Origin of the sequence: Streptomyces sp. URMC 129 (genome assembly GCF_051386415.1) — a bacterium.
Lineage (GTDB): Bacteria > Actinomycetota > Actinomycetes > Streptomycetales > Streptomycetaceae > Streptomyces.
The window spans coordinates 1-17,402 of the sequence record NZ_JBPQTQ010000133.1 but is presented as its reverse complement, the minus strand read 5'-3'; the positions used below and the strand labels follow the sequence as shown (position 1 = coordinate 17,402).

Sequence of the window (17,402 nt, the reverse complement as noted above, 5' to 3'; positions counted from 1 at the left end):
ACCCCGCCCCCGGGATCCTCGACGTCAGCGGCCACCCCCGCCTGGAGGAGCTGTGCCTGGCGGCGGACGCGCTGATCACCGACTACGCGCCCGTGCTGTTCGACTACGCCAACCTCGACCGGCCGATCGTCGTCCACGCCGCGGACTGGGAGGCGTACCGGGCCGTGCACGGCGCCTACTTCGACCTGCCGGCCGTCGCGCCCGGCCCGGTCACCAGGACCGAGGAAGAGCTGCTGGCCGCCCTGGCCGGCCCCGGGCTGTGGACCGATCCGCGCTACGCCGCGCTGCGCGCCGAGTTCCGGCGGCGGTTCTGCCCCTACGACGACGGGCTCGCCGCCGAACGCGTCGTCCGCCGCTTCTTCCTCGACGGCGCCGGCGTGCCGCCCGTCGTCCCGCCCGAGGCCCGCCGTCCCGCGCCGGGAGCGGTCCTGGTACGGGCCACCGCCCCCCGCCCCCGTTCCGGACACCCCATCTACACCAGAGGTTGACCATGTCCTTCCTGATCACCGGCGGCGCCGGATACATCGGCTCTCACGTGGTGCGCGCCCTGGCCCTGGCGGGCGAACAGGTCGTCGCGTACGACGACCTCTCCACCGGCGACGCCTCGCGCGTCCCCGACGGCGTGCCGTTCGTGCAGGGCACCACCCTCGACCGGGGGCTGCTCGACCGGACCATCACCGACCACCGCGTGACCGCCGTGATCCACCTCGCGGCCAAGAAGCAGGCCGGCGAATCCATGGCGCAGCCCCTGCGCTACTACCGGGAGAACCTGCACGGCCTGCAGATCCTGCTGGAGGCGGCCCGTGGCAACCGCGTGGGCCGGTTCGTCTTCTCCTCCTCCGCCGCCGTCTACGGCACGCCGGAGACGGATCCGGTCACCGAGGACAGCCGCTGCGCCCCGGCCACCCCGTACGGCGAGACGAAGCTCGTCGGGGAGTGGCTGGTGCGCGACGCGGGCCGCGCGTACCGGATGTCGACCGCCTGCCTGCGGCACGGCAACGTGGCCGGCGCCGCCGCGCCCGAGCTGGCCGACCCCGGCGGCGAGGGCCTGATGCCCATGACGTTCGAGTACCTGTCGGCCGGGTCGCCGCCGCGGATCTTCGGCGCCGACTACCCGACGCCCGACGGGACGTGCGTGCGCGACTACGTCCACGTCGAGGACCTGGCCGAGGCCCACGTCGCGGCGGCCCGCGCCCTGGCCGAGCAGCCCGAGCCGGAGCACCTGACGCTCAACATCAGCCGCGGCGAGGGCGTTTCGGTGCGCGAGATGGTGACGCTCATCGCGCAGATCACCGGCCACGAGGACCTGGCCCCGGTGATCGCCCCGCGCCGGCCGGGCGACCCGGCCCGGGTGGTGCTCAGCCCCGAGCTGGCGGCCAAGCACCTCGGCTGGACCGCCCGCCGCGACCTGGCCGCCATGGTGACCTCGGCCTGGGCGGGCTGGCTCTGCCGCGCCACGGCCTAGCCCACGGGCGGGACGCCCGCCCCGCCGCGTCAGCGGTTGCTGCGCAGCAGTGTCCGCATCGTCCGCATCGCCACCGACAGGTTCGCCAGGTCGAAGGCGTCGGAGGACTGGATCTCCTCCAGCGTCGCCCGCGCCCGGCCCAGGATCGCGCTGCTCCGCTGCGCCCAGGCCGCGTACCGCTCCTCCGGCGTGGCCTCGGCGCCGCCCGCCGCCAGCACGTCGGCGGTGATCAACTGGTGCGCCGCGTACAGGTCCTCCCGGATCGCCGTGCGCGCCATGGACTGCCAGCGGTCGGCGCGCGGCAGCTCGCTGATGCGGTCCTTGAGGCGGGCGATGCCGAGCTGGTCGCTCAGGTGGTAGTACACCTCGGCCACGTCCAGCACGTCGTGCCCGGTGCGGTCCGCGACGGCCACGATGTCCAGCGCGGGGAAGACGGCGGAGAAGCCGGCGACCTGCGCGGCCACCTCGGCGGGCACGCCGTTGCCGGTCAGCTCGTCCAGCATCCTGCCGTACCACTCCTGGTCCAGACCGCGCAGCAGCTTCGGCAGCTCACCCCACACCTGGCCGACCCGGTCGGAGAACAGGTCGATGGTGTCGGCCAGCTTCAGCGGCTGCGGCCGGTTGTTGAGCAACCAGCGGGCGCCGCGCTCGACCAGCCGCCGCGCGTGGAGCCGGACCCGGGTGAGGACCTTGGCCTCCACCTGGTTGTCCAGCCGCTCCGCGATGTCCCAGATCTCGGCCAGGTTGAAGATGGCGCGGGACGCGGTGTGCGCCCGGACGATCTCCTCGGTCGAGGCCCCCGACTCCTCCTGCATGCGGTGCACGAAAGAGCAACCGCCGGTGTTGACCGTGTCGTTGACCAGCAGGGTGGTGATGATCTCGCGGCGCAGCGCGTGGCTCTCGATCCGCTCGGGGAACCGCTCGCGCAGCTCCGCCGGGAAGTACGCGTAGAGCAGGCGGCTGACGTAGGGGTCGTCGGGCAGCTCGGTGCCCAGCAGCTCGGCGGTGACGGTCAGCTTGACGTAGGCGAGCAGGACCGCCGACTCCGGCTGCGTCAGGCCCCGCCCGGCGGCCCGGCGCTCGTGGAACTCCTCGTCGTTGGGCAGGAATTCCAGCTCCCGGTCCAGCCTGCCGTCCTCGCTGAGCTTGCGGATGAGGCGCTGGTGGGCCTGGACGAGGCCGGGCGCGGTGGTCGCGCCGTTGGCCAGGACCACGTTCTGCGCGTAGTTGTTCCGCAGGACCAGCGCGCCGACCTCGTCGGTCATCCGCGCCAGCAGGGCGTTGCGCTGCTTGACGGTCATGTCGCCGTTGGCGACGACCGAGTTGAGCAGGATCTTGATGTTCACCTCGTGGTCGGAGGTGTCCACGCCCGCGCTGTTGTCGATGGCGTCGGTGTTGCACCGGCCGCCCGCCAGCGCGTACTCCACGCGCCCGCGCTGGGTCAGGCCGAGGTTGCCGCCCTCGCCGACGACCTTGGCGCGCAGGTCCCGGCCGTCGACGCGGATCGCGTCGTTGGCCTTGTCCCCGACGTCGGCGTGCGATTCGGCGGACGACTTCACATAGGTGCCGATGCCGCCGTTCCACAGCAGGTCGACCGGTGCCTTGAGGATCGCCTTCATCAGCTCGGCCGGGGTCAGCGACGAGCCCCTGCCGTCGAGGCCGAGCGCGGCCCGCGCCTGCGGGGTGATGACGATGGACTTGGCCGTGCGCGGATAGACGCCGCCGCCCTTGGAGATCAGGGCCTTGTCGTAGTCCGCCCAGGAGGACCGGGGCAGCGCGAACAGGCGGCGCCGCTCCGCGAACGAGACCGCCGGGTCGGGGTCCGGGTCGATGAAGATGTGCCGGTGGTCGAAGGCGGCGACCAGCCTGATGTGCTCCGACAGCAGCATCCCGTTGCCGAAGACGTCGCCGGACATGTCGCCGATCCCGGCCACCGTGAAGTCCTGCGTCTGGGTGTCGTGGCCCAGCTCCCGGAAGTGCCGCTTGACGGACTCCCAGGCGCCGCGCGCCGTGATGCCCATGCCCTTGTGGTCGTACCCGGCGGAGCCGCCGGAGGCGAAGGCGTCACCGAGCCAGAAGCCGTAGGCGGTGGCCACCTCGTTGGCGATGTCGGAGAACGTGGCGGTGCCCTTGTCGGCGGCGACCACCAGATACGTGTCGTCGCCGTCGTGCCGCACCACGCCCTTGGGCGGCACGACACGGCCGTCCACCAGGTTGTCCGTGATGTCCAGCAGGCCGGAGATGAACGTCTTGTAGCAGGCGATGCCCTCGGCCAGCCAGGCGTCGCGGTCGGCGGCCGGGTCGGGCAGCCTCTTGCCGACGAAGCCGCCCTTGGCGCCGACCGGCACGATCACCGTGTTCTTCACCTCCTGGGCCTTCACCAGGCCCAGGATCTCGGTGCGGAAGTCCTCGCGCCGGTCGGACCAGCGCAGGCCGCCGCGGGCCACCTTGCCGAACCGCAGGTGGACGCCCTCGACCCGCGGGGAGTACACCCAGATCTCGTACGCCGGGCGCGGCTCCGGCAGCTCCGGAATGGCCTTGGGCTCCAGCTTCAGCGACAGATAGCCGTGCGGCTCGCCGTCCCCGTCCCTGGCCTGGAAGAAGTTCGTCCGCAGGGTCGCCTTCACCACCGTCAGGAACGAGCGCAGGATCCGGTCCTCGTCCAGATTCGCCACGTGCTCCAGGGCGCCGTCCAGCTCCTCCAGCAGGCCGTCGACGATCTCGCGGCCGGCGCTCTGGCGCATCGGGGCGAGCCGGGCCTCGAAGAGGTTGACCAGCAGCCGGGCGGTGTGCGCGTTCTTCCTGAGGGTCGCCTCCATCGTCTCCTGGGTGAAGCGGGCGCCCGCCTGCCACAGATACTTGGCGTAGGCGCGCAGCACCATGGCCTCGCGCCAGGTGAGCCCCGCGGAGAGCACCAGCGCGTTGAACCCGTCGTTCTCCGCCGCGCCCGTCCAGGCCGCGGCGAACGCCTCCTGGAACCGGGTGCGGGCCTCCCCGAACAGGCCCCCGGCCAGGGACTCGGGAATGCGCAGCCCGAAGTCGTAGATCCAGGCGGTCGGTCCGGTGGCCGGCCGCAGCTCGTACGGCCGCTCGTCCACGACCTCCACGCCCAGGGCCTGGAGCACGGGCAGCACGGAGGAGAGCGAGACCGGCTCGCCCGTCCGGTAGATCTTGAACCGCCGCTCGCCGGGCGCCGCGTTGACCGGCTCGTACAGGCTGAGCGCGAAGTCCTCGCCGTCGTGTGGCCGCAGGCCCGCCACGTACTGCGTGTCCGCGACGGCGACGCGCGGCGCGAAGTCCGCCTTGTAGCCCTCGGGGAAGGCGTTGAGGAAGCGGTGGCCCAGCTCGGCGGCCTGCTCCTCGCCGCACTCGGCGAGCAGCGCCTCGGCGAAGCCGTCGGTCCAGGAGCGGGACGCCTCCGCGAGCCTGGCCTCGATCCGCTCCACGTCGGCCTCGGTCAGCTCCGGCAGCTCGGTGCCGGGCTCCACGCGGATGACGAAGTGCAGCCGGGAGAGCACCGATTCGGTGTTCCACACGGTGAAGTCGACGCTGGTGCCGTCCAGTTCCTCCGCGAGGATGTCGATCAACCGCAGCCGCACGGACGTCGTGTACCGGTCGCGCGGCAGGTAGACGAGCGCCGAGTAGTACCGGCCGTACTCCTCCTGCCGCAGGAACAGCCGCAGCCGCCGCCGCTCCTGCAGGTACAGCACCGAGGTGGCGATGCTGCTGAGGGTCTCCACGCCGGTCTGGAACAGCTCGTCGCGCGGATAGGTCTCCATGATCTGGAGCAGGTCCCGGCCGCTGTGGCTGTTCGGCGCGAACTTGGCGCCCGCCAGCACCTCGGCCACCTTCTGCCGGATGACCGGGATGCGGCGGACGGACTCGGTGTAGGCGGCGGCGGAGAACAGGCCGAGGAAGCGGCGCTCCCCGATGACCTTGCCGTCCGCGTCGAACTGCTTGACGCCGATGTAGTCCAGATAGGACCTGCGGTGGACGGTGGACCGGCTGTTGGCCTTGGTGAGGATCAGCAGCCGCGGCTCACGGGCCTTGGCCCGGGCCGACGGCGAGAGCCGGATGAACGCGGCGGAGGCGGCCGGGTGCGCGGCGTCCGGGGCCTGCGGGGGGTCGGCGCGCAGGATGCCGAGGCCGGTGCCGGGCACGGCGCGCAGCACGTCGCGCTCGCCGCCGTTGTCCTCGCGGGTCAGCCGGTACTCCCGGTACCCCAGGAAGGTGAAGTGGTCGGCGGCGAGCCAGCGCAGCAGCTCCCCGGCCTCCTCGACGTCCTCCGGCCGGATCACCTCCGCCAGCGGCTCGGTGGCCAGGCCCTCCGCGATCCGCAGCGCGGTGCCGCGCATCTTCTGCCAGTCCTCGACGGACTCGCGCACGTCGGTCAGGACCCGGCGCAGATTCTTCTCGATGCCCTTCAGGTCCTCGCGGTCGGTCTCGCGGTCGATCTCGACGTGGATGAAGGACTCCACGACCGCGTCGTCCGGCAGGTCCTCGTCGGTGTCGGAGGCGTCGAGCACCTCCAGCAGCCGCCCGGCGACGTCGCGCCGGACGACGATCTGCGGGTGGATGACGAGGTGGATGCCACGCCCCTGGCGGGACAGCTCGTTGGTCACCGAGTCGACCAGGAAGGGCATGTCGTCGGTGATGACCTCGACCACGGTGTGGGTGCAGGTCCAGCCCATCTCCTCGACCGTCGGCGTGTGGACGCGCACGTTGGCGGTGCCCTGCGGCCGGTGGGCGGCCAGCCTCAGGTGCGCGGAGGCGGCCCCGTAGAGGTCGACCGGATCGCGCTCGGTGAGATCCTCGGGGGCGATGTAGAGGTAGTAGCGCTGGAGGTACGCCCGGAGGGCGGCGGCGTCCATGCCGTGCGGGAGCTGCTGCCCCCCGGCCCCGCCGTGCTCCGCTACCCGGGCGGCCTGTTTGAGAAGTTCAGCCTTGGCTTCGTCCAGCTTGGTGTGCATGTCCTCTGGCTCCTGTCGCGCGCCGTTGCGTGACGTCGAGAAACGGTCACCGGGCAGCGCTCGATCTCATGGATGGGGTGCTCCCGGCAGATCGGACCAGTGGCGGATCTGGCCCGGGTCAACACCGGGTGCCGAGGGGAGGCGGCGCTGCCTCCGGCCGGGACTCCAGCCGATATCGCACTGATCACGGAAGCAAGGCTATCGTCCCGCCTCCCGCCGGGACCCCGCCACCGGGCGAAATCGGGCGCCGCCCCCCGGCGCGCCCGGAGCCCGCCCGGACGACCCGCCCCGGCGCGCCCCCTCACCTGCCGCGTCGCACCAGCTCCTGGGCCACCACCACGGCCTCCGCGAGGCTGTCCACCACGGGGACCCCGGCGCTCAGCAGGCTGCGCCGGCTGTGCGACCCGCCCGTGTAGAGCACGGCGTGCGCGCCCGCGTGGGCCGCCGCCCTGGCGTCGTCGGTCGCGTCGCCGATGATCACCACGCGCTCCGGGTCCATGCCCTCGACCAGCCCGGACAGCGCCGTGACGTGGCGGGCCATCTGCTCGGCCTTGCCCGTCACGACGCCGACCCCGGTGTTCCCGTCGACGCGGAGGAAGTGCTTGTCGATCCCGAGCCGGGACACCCACGGCAGCAGCCGGTCGTGCGCCGCGAGGGAGCAGAGCGACTGCGTGCGCCCGGCCGCCACCCACTCGGCCAGCAGGGCCGCCGCCCCCTCGGCGAGGCCGGCCGCGTCGGCCCGCGCGAAGTAGTGCCGGTGGAACGTGCTGTCCATGACGGCCCACTCCTCGTCCGTGGGCAGCCGGCCGAGCAGCCGCTGGTAGAAGAGGGGGATCGGCACGCAGTACAGCTCCCGGTACCGCTCCAGCGTGATCGGCGGTATCCCCACCTCGGCGAACGACGCGTTGGTCGCCTCGATCACCACGTCGATGTCGTGGAGCAGCGTGCCGTTCCAGTCCCAGACGATGTGCGCCGGGCCGGCGGTGGGGATCGGAGAAGCCATGGCACAGACGGTACGGGCAGGCACTGACACTCCGGCAGCGATTTATCCGCGCGACGCCGGGCGCCGGGCGCCGGGCCCCCGGGGGCCGCACGGTGTCAGACCAGGCGGTCGATCTCCTGCACGCCGTACCAGAGAAGCTCGTGATCGGCCGCGCCGTCGACCGTGAACTGCGCGTCGTCGTCCCCCGCGTCCGCCGCGCCGACGGCCCCGGCCGCCGCCGCCACGTCCGCCTCGGCGTCGGCGCCGTCCACGTGGACGGCCGCCATCTTCGCCAGCGGCACCGCCTCGGTCAGCCGCACCTCGCCCAGCGCGTCGGGCTCCAGCGCCCGGTCCGGGTCCGCGACCGCGCTCCGGTCCGGCACGTCGGCCGCCACCACGACCCGGCGCCTGGGCGCCGCGGGATCGGCGGCGAGCAGCCGCAGCGAGGCCAGGGCCGCCCGGCTGAGCGCGGCGTACTCCAACTCCTCCTGGCTGCCCGAGAGATACCACTCGCGCAGTGCGGGGGTGACGGCGTAGGCGGTCAGCGGCGCCGGTCCGGCCTGCCCGGTCCGGTGCAGCTCGGCGAGCCAGGACAGGGTGAGCGGAAGGTAGACGCGCATGAACGGCCGCTTTCTCGACGAACGTCGCCCCGCGGCGGGCGGTGCCCGGAAAACGCCGCCGGGCCGTGAGCGCGCTCACTGTACCAGGGCACCGAACGCCGCCCCGCCCGCCGGGGACGCCGCTTGCCGCAACGTGATCGTCCCGCTACACTCCGCGCTAGTTACCAGTCAGTAGCATCCTTCTTGCCGGGGGTGGCCCCACACCATGAGGACCAGCGACCGCGGCCCCGGCCGGACCGCACCGCCACGCAGGACCGCACCGCCGGGCCGGGCCGACACGCGCCGCCCGGCCCGGACCCTGCCGGTGGGCCCCGCCCACCGGCCACAGGACTGGTTCGCCCACCGGCTGCTGCTGGTGCTCAGCGGCCAGCGCCCCGTTCAGCTCCTGCTCGGCCACACCGCGGCCACCGCCTACGAGCAGCTCGGCCGGATCGCCCCGCACGCCCCGCTCCGCCCGCCGCCGGGCGGCCCCGCGCCCGTGCTGCGCGGCGTCGGGACCTGCCGCCCGAGCGCCGACGCCATCGAGGCGTTCGCCCGCGTCGCCACCGGGGACCGCACCCGGGCCGTGGCCTTCCGCCTGGAACGCCGCCCCGACGGCCGCTGGCAGTGCGCCGCCGTCGAGCTGGACACGGTCCCCTGACCCGGCACACGCGTGAGGGGCCGGCCCCACCGGAGCCGGCCCCTCACCCGCGTCACGCGCTCACTTCTTGCGGCGACGGCCGCCCTTCTGGGCCTTCCGGCGCTCCGCGCGGGTCATCCCGGCCTGTGCCTGCTCGCCCTCGGCGCCCTCGGCGGCGGTGAAGTCGCCCTCCACGACGCCGCCCTGGCCGCCGGCGCCGTCCACGGTCGGCGCCGAGAAGTGCAGCCGGTCCGCGCGCTTGGGCGCCTCCAGGCCCTTGGCCAGGATCGCCGGCGCCGCGCCCCGGGCCGCCCCCGCGGGCACCGCCTCCTGCGGCTCGCCGGGCGCGGCGGGCTGCACGGGCACCTGCTCGACCTTCCGCTCCACCTGGACCTCCAGGTTGAACAGGTAGCCGACGGACTCCTCCTTGATCCCCTCCATCATCGCGGTGAACATGTCGAAGCCCTCGCGCTGGAACTCCACCACCGGGTCGCGCTGCGCCATCGCGCGCAGCCCGATGCCGTCCTGCAGGTAGTCCATCTCGTACAGGTGCTCACGCCACTTGCGGTCCAGCACCGACAGCACCACGCGGCGCTCCAGCTCCCGCATCACCTCGGAGCCCAGCTCCTCCTCGCGGCGGGCGTACTGGCGGTGGATGTCCTCCTTGACGGACTCGGCGATGAACTCGGGGGTCAGCCCCTCCCGGCCACCGGCCTCCTCCTCCAGCTCCTCGACGGTGATCCGGACCGGGTAGAGCTGCTTGAACGCGCCCCACAGCCGCTCCATGTCCCATTCCTCGGCGAAGCCCTCGACCGTCTCGGCCCGCACGTACGCCTCGATCGTGTCGTCCATGAAGAACTGCACCTGCTCGTGCAGGTCCTCGCCCGCGAGCACCCGGGCGCGCTCGCTGTAGATGACCTCGCGCTGCCGGTTGAGGACCTCGTCGTACTTCAGGACGTTCTTGCGGATCTCGAAGTTCTGCTGCTCGACCTGGCCCTGGGCGGACGCGATGGCGCGGGTGACCATCTTGTTCTCGATCGGCACGTCGTCGGGGACGTTGGCCATGGACATCACGCGCTCGACCATCTGCGCCTTGAACAGCCGCATCAGGTCGTCGCCGAGCGAGAGGTAGAAGCGGGACTCGCCCGGGTCGCCCTGGCGTCCGGAACGGCCGCGGAGCTGGTTGTCGATGCGGCGCGACTCGTGCCGCTCGGTGCCCAGCACGTACAGCCCGCCCAGCGCCTTGACCTCCTCGAACTCCGCCTCGACCGCCTTCTCGGCGCGGGCCAGCGCGTCCGGCAGGGCGGCGGCCCAGTCCTCGGGGTTCTCCACCGGGTCCAGGCCCTTGCGGCGCAGCTCCTCCTCGGCGATGTCGTCCGGGTTCCCGCCGAGCTTGATGTCGGTGCCGCGGCCGGCCATGTTGGTCGCCACGGTGACGGCGCCCTTGCGGCCCGCCTTGGCGACGATCTGCGCCTCGCGCTCGTGGTTCTTCGCGTTGAGCACCTCGTGCCGGACGCCGCGCTTGTTGAGCTGCTGCGACAGATACTCCGACTTCTCCACCGAGGTGGTGCCGACCAGGACCGGCTGGCCCTTCTCGTGCTTCTCGACGATGTCGTCCACGACCGCCGCGAACTTGGCGACCTCGGTGCGGTAGATCAGGTCGGAGCGGTCCTTGCGGGCCATCGGGCGGTGCGTCGGGATGGGGACCACGCCGAGCTTGTAGATCTGGTGGAACTCGGCGGCCTCGGTCATCGCCGTACCGGTCATGCCGGCGAGCTTGTCGTAGAGGCGGAAATAATTCTGAAGGGTGATCTTGGCGAGCGTCTGGTTCTCGTCCTTGATCTTCACCCCTTCCTTCGCCTCGATCGCCTGGTGCATGCCCTCGTTGTAGCGGCGGCCGGGCAGGATGCGGCCGGTGTGCTCGTCCACGATCACGACCTCGCCGTCCATGACGACGTAGTCCTTGTCGCGCTTGTAGAGCTCCTTGGCCTTGATCGCGTTGTTCAGGTAGCCGACGAGCGGGGTGTTCACCGACTCGTACAGGTTGTCGATACCGAGCCAGTCCTCGACCTTGGTGACGCCCGCGTCGTGGATCGCGACGGTCCGCTTCTTCTCGTCCACGTCGTAGTCGCCGGTCTCGGGCACGCCCCGGGTCGGCACGGCCGCCTCGCCCGGCTCCAGGCGCTCCACGAGCTTGGCGAAGTCCGCGTACCACTTGGTGGCCTGGTCGGCGGGGCCGGAGATGATCAGCGGCGTCCGCGCCTCGTCGATGAGGATCGAGTCCACCTCGTCCACGACCGCGAAGTAGTGCCCGCGCTGCACCAGTTCCTCTTTGGACCAGGCCATGTTGTCGCGCAGGTAGTCGAAGCCGAACTCGTTGTTCGTGCCGTAGGTGATGTCGCACGCGTACTGCTGACGGCGCTTGGACGGCGGCATGCCCGAGGAGATGCAGCCGACCGAGAGCCCCAGGAAACGGTGGACGCGGCCCATCCACTCCGAGTCGCGCTGCGCCAGGTAGTCGTTGGTGGTGATGAGGTGAACGCCGTTGCCCGCCAGCGCGTTGAGATACGCGGGCAGGGTGCCGACCAGGGTCTTGCCCTCACCGGTCTTCATCTCCGCCACGTAACCCGTGTGCAGCGCCGCGCCGCCCATGAGCTGCACGTCGTAATGGCGCTGGCCCAGCACGCGCTTGGCCGCCTCGCGGACCGTGGCGAACGCCTCCGGCAGCAGGTCGTCCAGGGTCTCCCCGTCGGCCAGCCGCTCCCGGTACTCGTCGGTGAGCGCCCGCAGCTCCGCGTCGGACAGGTCCACGAAGTCCTCTTCGATGGAGTTCACCTGCTTGGCGACGCGCTGAAGCCTGCGCAGGATCTTGCCTTCGCCTGCACGCATGATCTTGTCGAAGACGGACACGAGGGCTGGTCTCCTTGCCGGTCGGGCCTGGCGCGGGTATCGATTGCGCGGGCACAGCGAGATGGCCCCGCCGCACCGGCCATGGTATGCGAGCGCCGGGACGAGTGTCAGTGCTCGGCTCTACGATCGCCCGCATGACTGCCGCTGTTCTCGAACTGTCCTCCGACGAGGCCCGGCGCCTCGCGCTGCGCGCGCAGGGGCTGCTCGGCGCGCCCGACCGGGCGGCCGGGGTGCGCGGTGTGCTGCGGCGCCTCGGCGCGGTCCAGCTCGACACGATCTCGGTGCTCGCCCGCTCCCACGAGCTGCTGCCGTACGCGCGGCTGGGCGCGGTGGGCAGGCCGGCGGTGGAGGCGGCGTTCTGGTCGGGCGGCCACGCCTTCGAGTACTGGTCGCACGCCGCGTGCGTGCTGCCCATCGAGGAGTGGCCGCTGTTCGCCTTCCGCCGCCGGGCGTACCAGGCGCGCGGCGTGTGGCACCACGAGGTGTCCCCGGGGGCGTACGCGTCGGTGCTCGCCCGGCTGACGTCCGAGGGGCCGCTGACGGCGACGGAGCTGGGCGGCTCGAAGAACGGCGGGCCCTGGTGGGACTGGAGCGAGGCCAAGGTCGCGGTCGAACGGGCGCTGGCCAGGGGCGAGGTGGTGTGCGTCGAGCGGCGCGGCTGGAAGCGGGTGTACGACCTGGCCGAGCGCGCGGTGCCGGAGAAGCTGTTCCACGACGAGGTGGACGACGACGAGTGCGTGCGCCGGCTGGTGGCGCGGGCGGGTGCCGCGATGGGCGTGGCCACCCAGGCGGACCTGGCGGACTACCACCGGCTGACGGGCGCGCAGGTGGAGCGGGTGGTGCGGGACACCGGCCTGGTGGAGGTGGAGGTCGCCGGCTGGGGCCCGGCGGAGGGGCGGACCGGGCGGCACCGCGCCTGGGCGGACCCGGCGGCCCTGGCGTCCCCGCCGCGCGGGCGGCACCGCACGACGCTGCTCTCGCCGTTCGACTCGCTGATCTGGGACCGGCCGCGCACCGAGCGGATCTTCGGCTTCACGCACCGGCTGGAGGCGTATGTGCCCAGGCCCAGGCGGATATACGGGTATTTCTCGATGCCGCTGCTGTCCGGCGGGAAGCTGCTGGGCCGCGTCGACCCGGCCCGCGAGGGCAGCACGCTGGTCGCCCGGCACGCGGCGTTCGAGGGCCCGCCGGCGCGGGCGGCGAAGGCGATACCGGCGATGGCCCAGGCCCTGGCCGAGGCCGCGAGCTGGGTGGGCTGCGCGAACGTGCGGGTGGAGCGGACGACCCCGCCCGAGCTGCACGCCGCCCTGTCGGCCGCCGTGCGCTCCTGAGGGCCGCCGAGCGCCGGGCTAGCCGGATTCCAGGTCGAGGATCTTCTCGCGCATCGCGTAGACCACGGCCTCCATCCGGGAGTGGAGCTGGAGCTTCTCCAGGATGTTGCGCACGTGGTTCTTCACCGTGTTCTCGCTGATGAAGAGCTCCTTGGCGATGTCCCGGTTGTTCCGGCCGGTGGCGACCAGCTTCAGCACCTCCAGCTCCCGGTCGGTCAGCCGCGGGGCCGGGACCAGGCGGCGCTCGTCGGTGCGCTGGATCAGCGACTTGAACTCGGTGAGGAGCTTGGCGGCCATCGACGGGCTGATCTGCGACTGCCCGTCGGCCACGGCCCGGATCGCCGCGGTGACCTCGTCCGTGGAGATCTCCTTCAGCAGATAGCCGGTGGCGCCGGCCTTGATGGCGTCGTAGAGGTCGGCCTCCTCGTCACTGATCGTCAGCATGATGATCCGCGCGCTGGGGGCCACCTCCTTGATGGAGGTGCACGCCTCGATCCCGCCGCGGCGCGGCATCCGCACGTCCATCAGCACGATGTCGGGCAGCAGGTCGGCGGCCTTCTCCACGGCCTCGGCGCCGTCCCCGGCCTCCCCGACGACCTCGATGTCCTCCTCCTGGGCGAGCACGATCTCCAGCCCGCGCCGGAACAGCTCGTGGTCGTCGACCACCAGCACCCGGATCGGCTCCCGCTGCTCCCGTGACGGGCCGGACGGAACGGCGCGGGCCTCGCCGCGCGCGCCCCGGGACATCGTGGGCCCGAAAGTGTCCACCATCGTCGTTCCCCCTGCCGGTCGGTACGCGCCTGCCACAATCGGCAACCCCATGATTCCATGGCGACACCCCTGGCCAGATCCTGTGATCCGGCCCGGGGTGCCTGTCCGGGTGCCTGTCTGGGCGGCTCAGCCGCCGAGCGTGCCTCCCGCCTCCTCGGGCGCCACCTCGGCGAACGGATCGGTCTCCAGGTGGATCACCCCGTAGTCGTAGGCGTGCCGCCGGTAGACGACGCTGGGCTGCTTGGTGTCGGAGTCGACGAACAGGTAGAAGTCGTGCCCGACCAGCTCCATCTCGTACAGCGCCTGCCCGAGCGTCATCGGCGCCGCCTTGTGGGTCTTCTCCCGGACCACCAGCGGCCCGTCGCCCTCGACGACGACCGAGCCCAGCCGCCGGACGGGCGGCGCATCGTCCTCGGCCGGCGCGGCCGGCGCGAAGCCGCCGTTGAGCGGCGCCGCCTCGCGCACCACCGCCGCGACCTCGCTGGCCGGGATGCGGTCACGTCCCCGACGGCAGCGGCGCTTGTCGTGCTGCCTGCGCAGCCGGGACTCCAGCTTCTCCACCGCGAGGTCCAGGGCGGCGTAGGGGTCCGCCGCGGCGGCCTCCGCCCGCACCACCGGACCGCGGTGACGCAGCGTGATCTCGACCCGGTCGGAACGGTCTGCCTGCCGGGGGTTGTGCTCCTTGGACAACTCCACGTCCAGGCTGGTCACCTTGCCGTCGATCCTCTGGATCTTGTCCAGCTTCAGCTTCTCGGCCACGTGCCGCCGGAATCGCTCCGGCACCTCGGTCTTGCGGCCCTTGACGACGATGTCCACGCAGAACTCCGTTCCCGGGCGCCCCCTCCGCCGTCACCGGCGGCGCGCGCCCTTGGTGCACTGGAACCGGAAGTGCCGGTGTACGCGGCACCCTTCCGGCGTTACATCGGGGGTACGACTTCACCTCCTTCTCCCCCGGGAGGAAGATCACCACCCCACCGATTTCGCGGCGGGGACCTTCGAGGCCGAACCCTGCCCCGGGTTCTCGGTCGATATCCACTTGTACCGGCGTGGCGTATGGGCTGCCTGGTACCGAACGTACCTCCGGCACCGGCCGTCCGGCACCCTTACCGGCCCGTAGATCCGTGCGTCAGGTCCACCCGATAGGAGGACCCGCCACGACGGCAGCGCCGACCGGCCGCCCGCCGGCGGAACGCACCGCCCGCGCCGCCTCCGCCAGCGAGGCCCCGGTGGTCAGCACGTCGTCCACCAGGAGCACGGGATCGCCCGCCGCCAGCCCGCCCGGCCGCACCACCAGCGCGCCCGCGAGGTTCGCCGCCCGCTGCCCGGCCGTCAGCCCCGACTGGTCGGCGACGCGGCGCCGCTGCCGCAGCGCCGGCCGCACCCGCACCGCCAGCCCCTCCCGCCGCAGCCACCCGGCCGCGGCAAGCGCGATCCTGCGCACCGGATCGTGCCCGCGCCCGGCCACCGCCGGGCGCGAGGACGGCACCGGGACCAGGCTGAGCAGCCGGTCCTCCGCCGCCGCGGCGGCGGACGCGGCCCGCACGCCGACGGCCAGCGCCCGGCCCAGCGGCCCGGCCAGCGACAGCACGCCGCGCTCCTTGTGGGCCAGCAGCACGGCACGCGCCTCGTCGGCGTACGCCACCGCCGCGTACACGGGCGGCAGGCCCTCGGGCTCGGGCACCGGCCGCACCCGGACGGCCGGCCCGGCGCTCAGCAGCGTCCGGCAGGCCGCGCACAGCACGGTCCGCGCCCCGCCGCAGCCGGCGCAGGCGGTCGGAAGCACCAGGGAGCCGATCTCCCGCCACCATCCCCGCATGGCACCCACCGTGACGGAACGGGCGGCGCACCGCCAACTCCACACAGGGGAATTTCGGCCATCAGCCGGGATAGACGGGGGCGAATCCCCCCTTCGCGTCGGCCACGAGCTTCCACTGGGCGTCGTCCTGGAGCCGCGCGATGTCGTCACCCGTCTGCGCCAGCAGCGGCTGCCGCTCGTCCTCCGCCGCCGCCACCGCGGTCACATCGTTGAGCCCCGGAACGGAGGGCGCGTTCAGCGGGGAGCCGTCCGTCGCGACGTAGTGCAGCTGCTCGACACCGTTCTCCGGGCGCCCCACGACCACCAGCCGGCTGCCACCGGCCCAGGACGCCGCCGCCACGTCCTCCATCTCCGGCGCCACCGGCCGCAGCGCCTCCACCGAGACCACCACGCCCGCGCCGTCGGCCCGGGTCCGCTCCACCCGGCCGAGCTGCAGCGTCGTATGCCCGTCGCCGCTGACCAGCATCGCGATCCGCACCCCGTCCGAGGCCACCCGGACCGCCTCGATCCGCTGCCCCTCGCCCAGACCGGCGACGGCCACCTCCTGCGGCTCCCCGACGCCGCCCGGCAGCCGCAGCAGCCGCGGCCCGTCCGGGTCGCGGTCCGCCACCCACAGGTCGCCCAGGCCGTCCCAGCTCGGCGCGCTCAGCCCCGCCTGCTCGCCCCCGGACTCGCTGGTGAGGACCGTCCGCAGCTCCGCGTCGTCCTCGTACGTCGACGCGACGTACAGCGCGGACCCGCTCGCGCTGACGCCCGCGCCGCGCTGCTCGTCGCGGCTGACCGCCACGCTCCGCAGCTCGGCGGCCGGCTCCCCCAGCGGGCCGCGCACCGGCCGCGGCGGGCTCTCGTCGTCCACCACGGACACCAGCCGCCCGTCCTCGTCCAGGAAGTACGCGCGCGCCACCTCGCCCTCGGACAGGCCCGGCGTGTGCCCGTCCGCCTCGGCCCGGCTGATGGTGCACAGTTGTGCCCCCTCCTCGTCCAGGAGCAGCGCCTCCGTCAGCGTCTGGGAGGCCACCTCCCGCACGGTCTGCAGCAGCTGTGTCGCCATCAGCTCGCAGCGGTGGCCGGCCAGGTCGTCCGGCACCCCCTCCAGCCGCAGGGTCAGCGTGCCGGAGTCGTTGATCGCCGCTCCGCCGGCCAGGCCGGTGTCCTCGGGGAACGCCGTGGTCACCACCGGGTCGTGCCACGCGCTCGGCCCGTCGAGCAGCGCCCGGACCGCGTCCCCGACCGGATCGATCCGGCGCCGCACATAGACCGGATCCGGCACCAGCACCTCGACGCCGTCCACCGTCCGCGACGCCTCGGCGCCGAGGTCGGCGTAGTAGTACGTGTCGACGGAGCGGTAGATCCGGCGGAAGTCGGCGTCGCTCATCACCAGGCCGTCCGGCAGCGCGTCGATCCGCCACTCGCCCTCGACCTTCCGCAGGTCGAACGTGCCCCGGTACGCGCCCGCCTGCGGCGTGTACACGTGCGCGTCGTCCACCGTGGCCAGCCGGGCGCCGTTCAGCTCCACGCGCGAGTCCTCACCGCGCGGGCTGCTCAGGCCGAGCCCCGACGACAGCACGGTGATGCCGGCGAACGGGTCCCACGAGTCGGCCCGCTCCGGCGTCAGGTACTGCCGGGCCGTCTCGAACTCCTCGTCGTCGCTGGTGACGGCCTCCAGGAAGCCCCGCACGATCTGCTGCGGCAGCGCGCCGTCCTGCGGCGCGACCCCGTAGACCCGCACCAGCGACTCGCTGTCGGGCCGTTCCTCGGAGTCGACCCGCTGCACCGGGCCGCTGCCCGGCATCGAGGCGCAGCCGCTCAGCAGCAGCGCGCCCGCCAGCAGGAACAGCCCCCACCGGCGGCCCTGCCCACGCCCACGTCCCCGGCCGGGCCCGCGCCCCCGCCGATCAGGAATTGAGACGGCGGCCGA

The 17,402-nt window shown here is 73.0% G+C and carries 12 protein-coding genes; 4 read left to right on the top strand and 8 right to left on the bottom strand.

Going from position 1 to position 17,402, the window contains the following annotated elements:
- Together ACSNOC_RS23185 and galE are read left to right on the top strand one after the other, a co-directional pair.
- On the top strand, nt 1-488 hold a 488-nt coding region (locus tag ACSNOC_RS23185), incomplete at its 5' end, for a CDP-glycerol glycerophosphotransferase family protein (RefSeq protein ID WP_436749490.1).
- A gap of 2 nt (nt 489-490) precedes the next feature.
- Complete coding sequence (gene galE, locus ACSNOC_RS23180; RefSeq protein WP_436749489.1) at nt 491-1,465, top strand: UDP-glucose 4-epimerase GalE; 975 nt, start codon at nt 491-493, stop codon at nt 1,463-1,465.
- A gap of 29 nt (nt 1,466-1,494) precedes the next feature.
- Here the strand turns inward: galE and ACSNOC_RS23175 are convergent, their stop codons facing one another.
- From ACSNOC_RS23175 to ACSNOC_RS23165, 3 genes are all read right to left on the bottom strand, one after another.
- Nucleotides 1,495-6,435 (bottom strand): NAD-glutamate dehydrogenase, encoded by a 4,941-nt coding sequence (locus ACSNOC_RS23175; RefSeq protein WP_436749488.1) that lies wholly within the window; start codon nt 6,433-6,435, stop codon nt 1,495-1,497.
- Between the two features lie 301 nt (nt 6,436-6,736).
- A complete protein-coding gene (locus ACSNOC_RS23170) occupies nt 6,737-7,438 on the bottom strand; it encodes an HAD family hydrolase (RefSeq protein ID WP_436749487.1) in 702 nt (233 codons plus the stop codon).
- Between the two features lie 95 nt (nt 7,439-7,533).
- Nucleotides 7,534-8,037 (bottom strand): DUF6912 family protein, encoded by a 504-nt coding sequence (locus ACSNOC_RS23165; RefSeq protein WP_436749486.1) that lies wholly within the window; start codon nt 8,035-8,037, stop codon nt 7,534-7,536.
- A gap of 205 nt (nt 8,038-8,242) precedes the next feature.
- On the opposite strand from ACSNOC_RS23165, the gene ACSNOC_RS23160 reads away from it, so the two are divergent.
- On the top strand, nt 8,243-8,677 hold the full coding sequence (locus ACSNOC_RS23160; protein ID WP_436749485.1) for an Rv3235 family protein: 435 nt from the start codon (nt 8,243-8,245) through the stop codon (nt 8,675-8,677).
- A gap of 60 nt (nt 8,678-8,737) precedes the next feature.
- Here ACSNOC_RS23160 and secA read toward each other — a convergent pair whose 3' ends face one another.
- Nucleotides 8,738-11,566, bottom strand: a complete 2,829-nt coding sequence (secA, locus tag ACSNOC_RS23155; protein WP_436749484.1) for a preprotein translocase subunit SecA — start codon at nt 11,564-11,566, stop codon at nt 8,738-8,740.
- A gap of 134 nt (nt 11,567-11,700) precedes the next feature.
- On the opposite strand from secA, the gene ACSNOC_RS23150 reads away from it, so the two are divergent.
- Nucleotides 11,701-12,897, top strand: a complete 1,197-nt coding sequence (locus ACSNOC_RS23150) for a winged helix-turn-helix domain-containing protein (protein WP_436749483.1) — start codon at nt 11,701-11,703, stop codon at nt 12,895-12,897.
- Between the two features lie 18 nt (nt 12,898-12,915).
- On the opposite strand, the gene ACSNOC_RS23145 is transcribed toward ACSNOC_RS23150, so the two are convergent.
- The 4 genes from ACSNOC_RS23145 to ACSNOC_RS23130 all read right to left on the bottom strand — a co-directional run.
- Nucleotides 12,916-13,668 (bottom strand): response regulator, encoded by a 753-nt coding sequence (locus ACSNOC_RS23145; protein WP_436749482.1) that lies wholly within the window; start codon nt 13,666-13,668, stop codon nt 12,916-12,918.
- 126 nt (nt 13,669-13,794) lie between these two features.
- The gene (gene hpf / locus ACSNOC_RS23140; protein WP_436749481.1) at nt 13,795-14,484 is read right to left on the bottom strand and encodes a ribosome hibernation-promoting factor, HPF/YfiA family; all 690 of its coding nucleotides are present in this window, start codon (nt 14,482-14,484) and stop codon (nt 13,795-13,797) included.
- Between the two features lie 310 nt (nt 14,485-14,794).
- Nucleotides 14,795-15,484 carry a ComF family protein gene (locus ACSNOC_RS23135; RefSeq protein ID WP_436749480.1) on the bottom strand — a complete coding sequence of 230 codons (690 nt, stop codon included), beginning with the start codon at nt 15,482-15,484 and terminating at the stop codon, nt 14,795-14,797.
- Nucleotides 15,485-15,545: 61 nt separating this feature from the next.
- On the bottom strand, nt 15,546-17,402 hold a 1,857-nt coding region (locus tag ACSNOC_RS23130), incomplete at its 5' end, for an LpqB family beta-propeller domain-containing protein (protein WP_436749479.1).

Bases quoted from the DNA above. Each gene is read 5' to 3' on its own strand.
- ACSNOC_RS23135 (WP_436749480.1), bottom strand. From the start codon at position 15,484: ATGCGGGGATGGTGGCGGGAGATCGGCTCCCTGGTGCTTCCGACCGCC.
- ACSNOC_RS23145 (WP_436749482.1), bottom strand. From the start codon at position 13,668: ATGGTGGACACTTTCGGGCCCACGATGTCCCGGGGCGCGCGCGGCGAG.
- ACSNOC_RS23175 (WP_436749488.1), bottom strand. From the start codon at position 6,435: ATGCACACCAAGCTGGACGAAGCCAAGGCTGAACTTCTCAAACAGGCC.
- ACSNOC_RS23160 (WP_436749485.1), top strand. From the start codon at position 8,243: ATGAGGACCAGCGACCGCGGCCCCGGCCGGACCGCACCGCCACGCAGG.
- ACSNOC_RS23165 (WP_436749486.1), bottom strand. From the start codon at position 8,037: ATGCGCGTCTACCTTCCGCTCACCCTGTCCTGGCTCGCCGAGCTGCAC.
- ACSNOC_RS23170 (WP_436749487.1), bottom strand. From the start codon at position 7,438: ATGGCTTCTCCGATCCCCACCGCCGGCCCGGCGCACATCGTCTGGGAC.
- ACSNOC_RS23150 (WP_436749483.1), top strand. From the start codon at position 11,701: ATGACTGCCGCTGTTCTCGAACTGTCCTCCGACGAGGCCCGGCGCCTC.
- galE (WP_436749489.1), top strand. From the start codon at position 491: ATGTCCTTCCTGATCACCGGCGGCGCCGGATACATCGGCTCTCACGTG.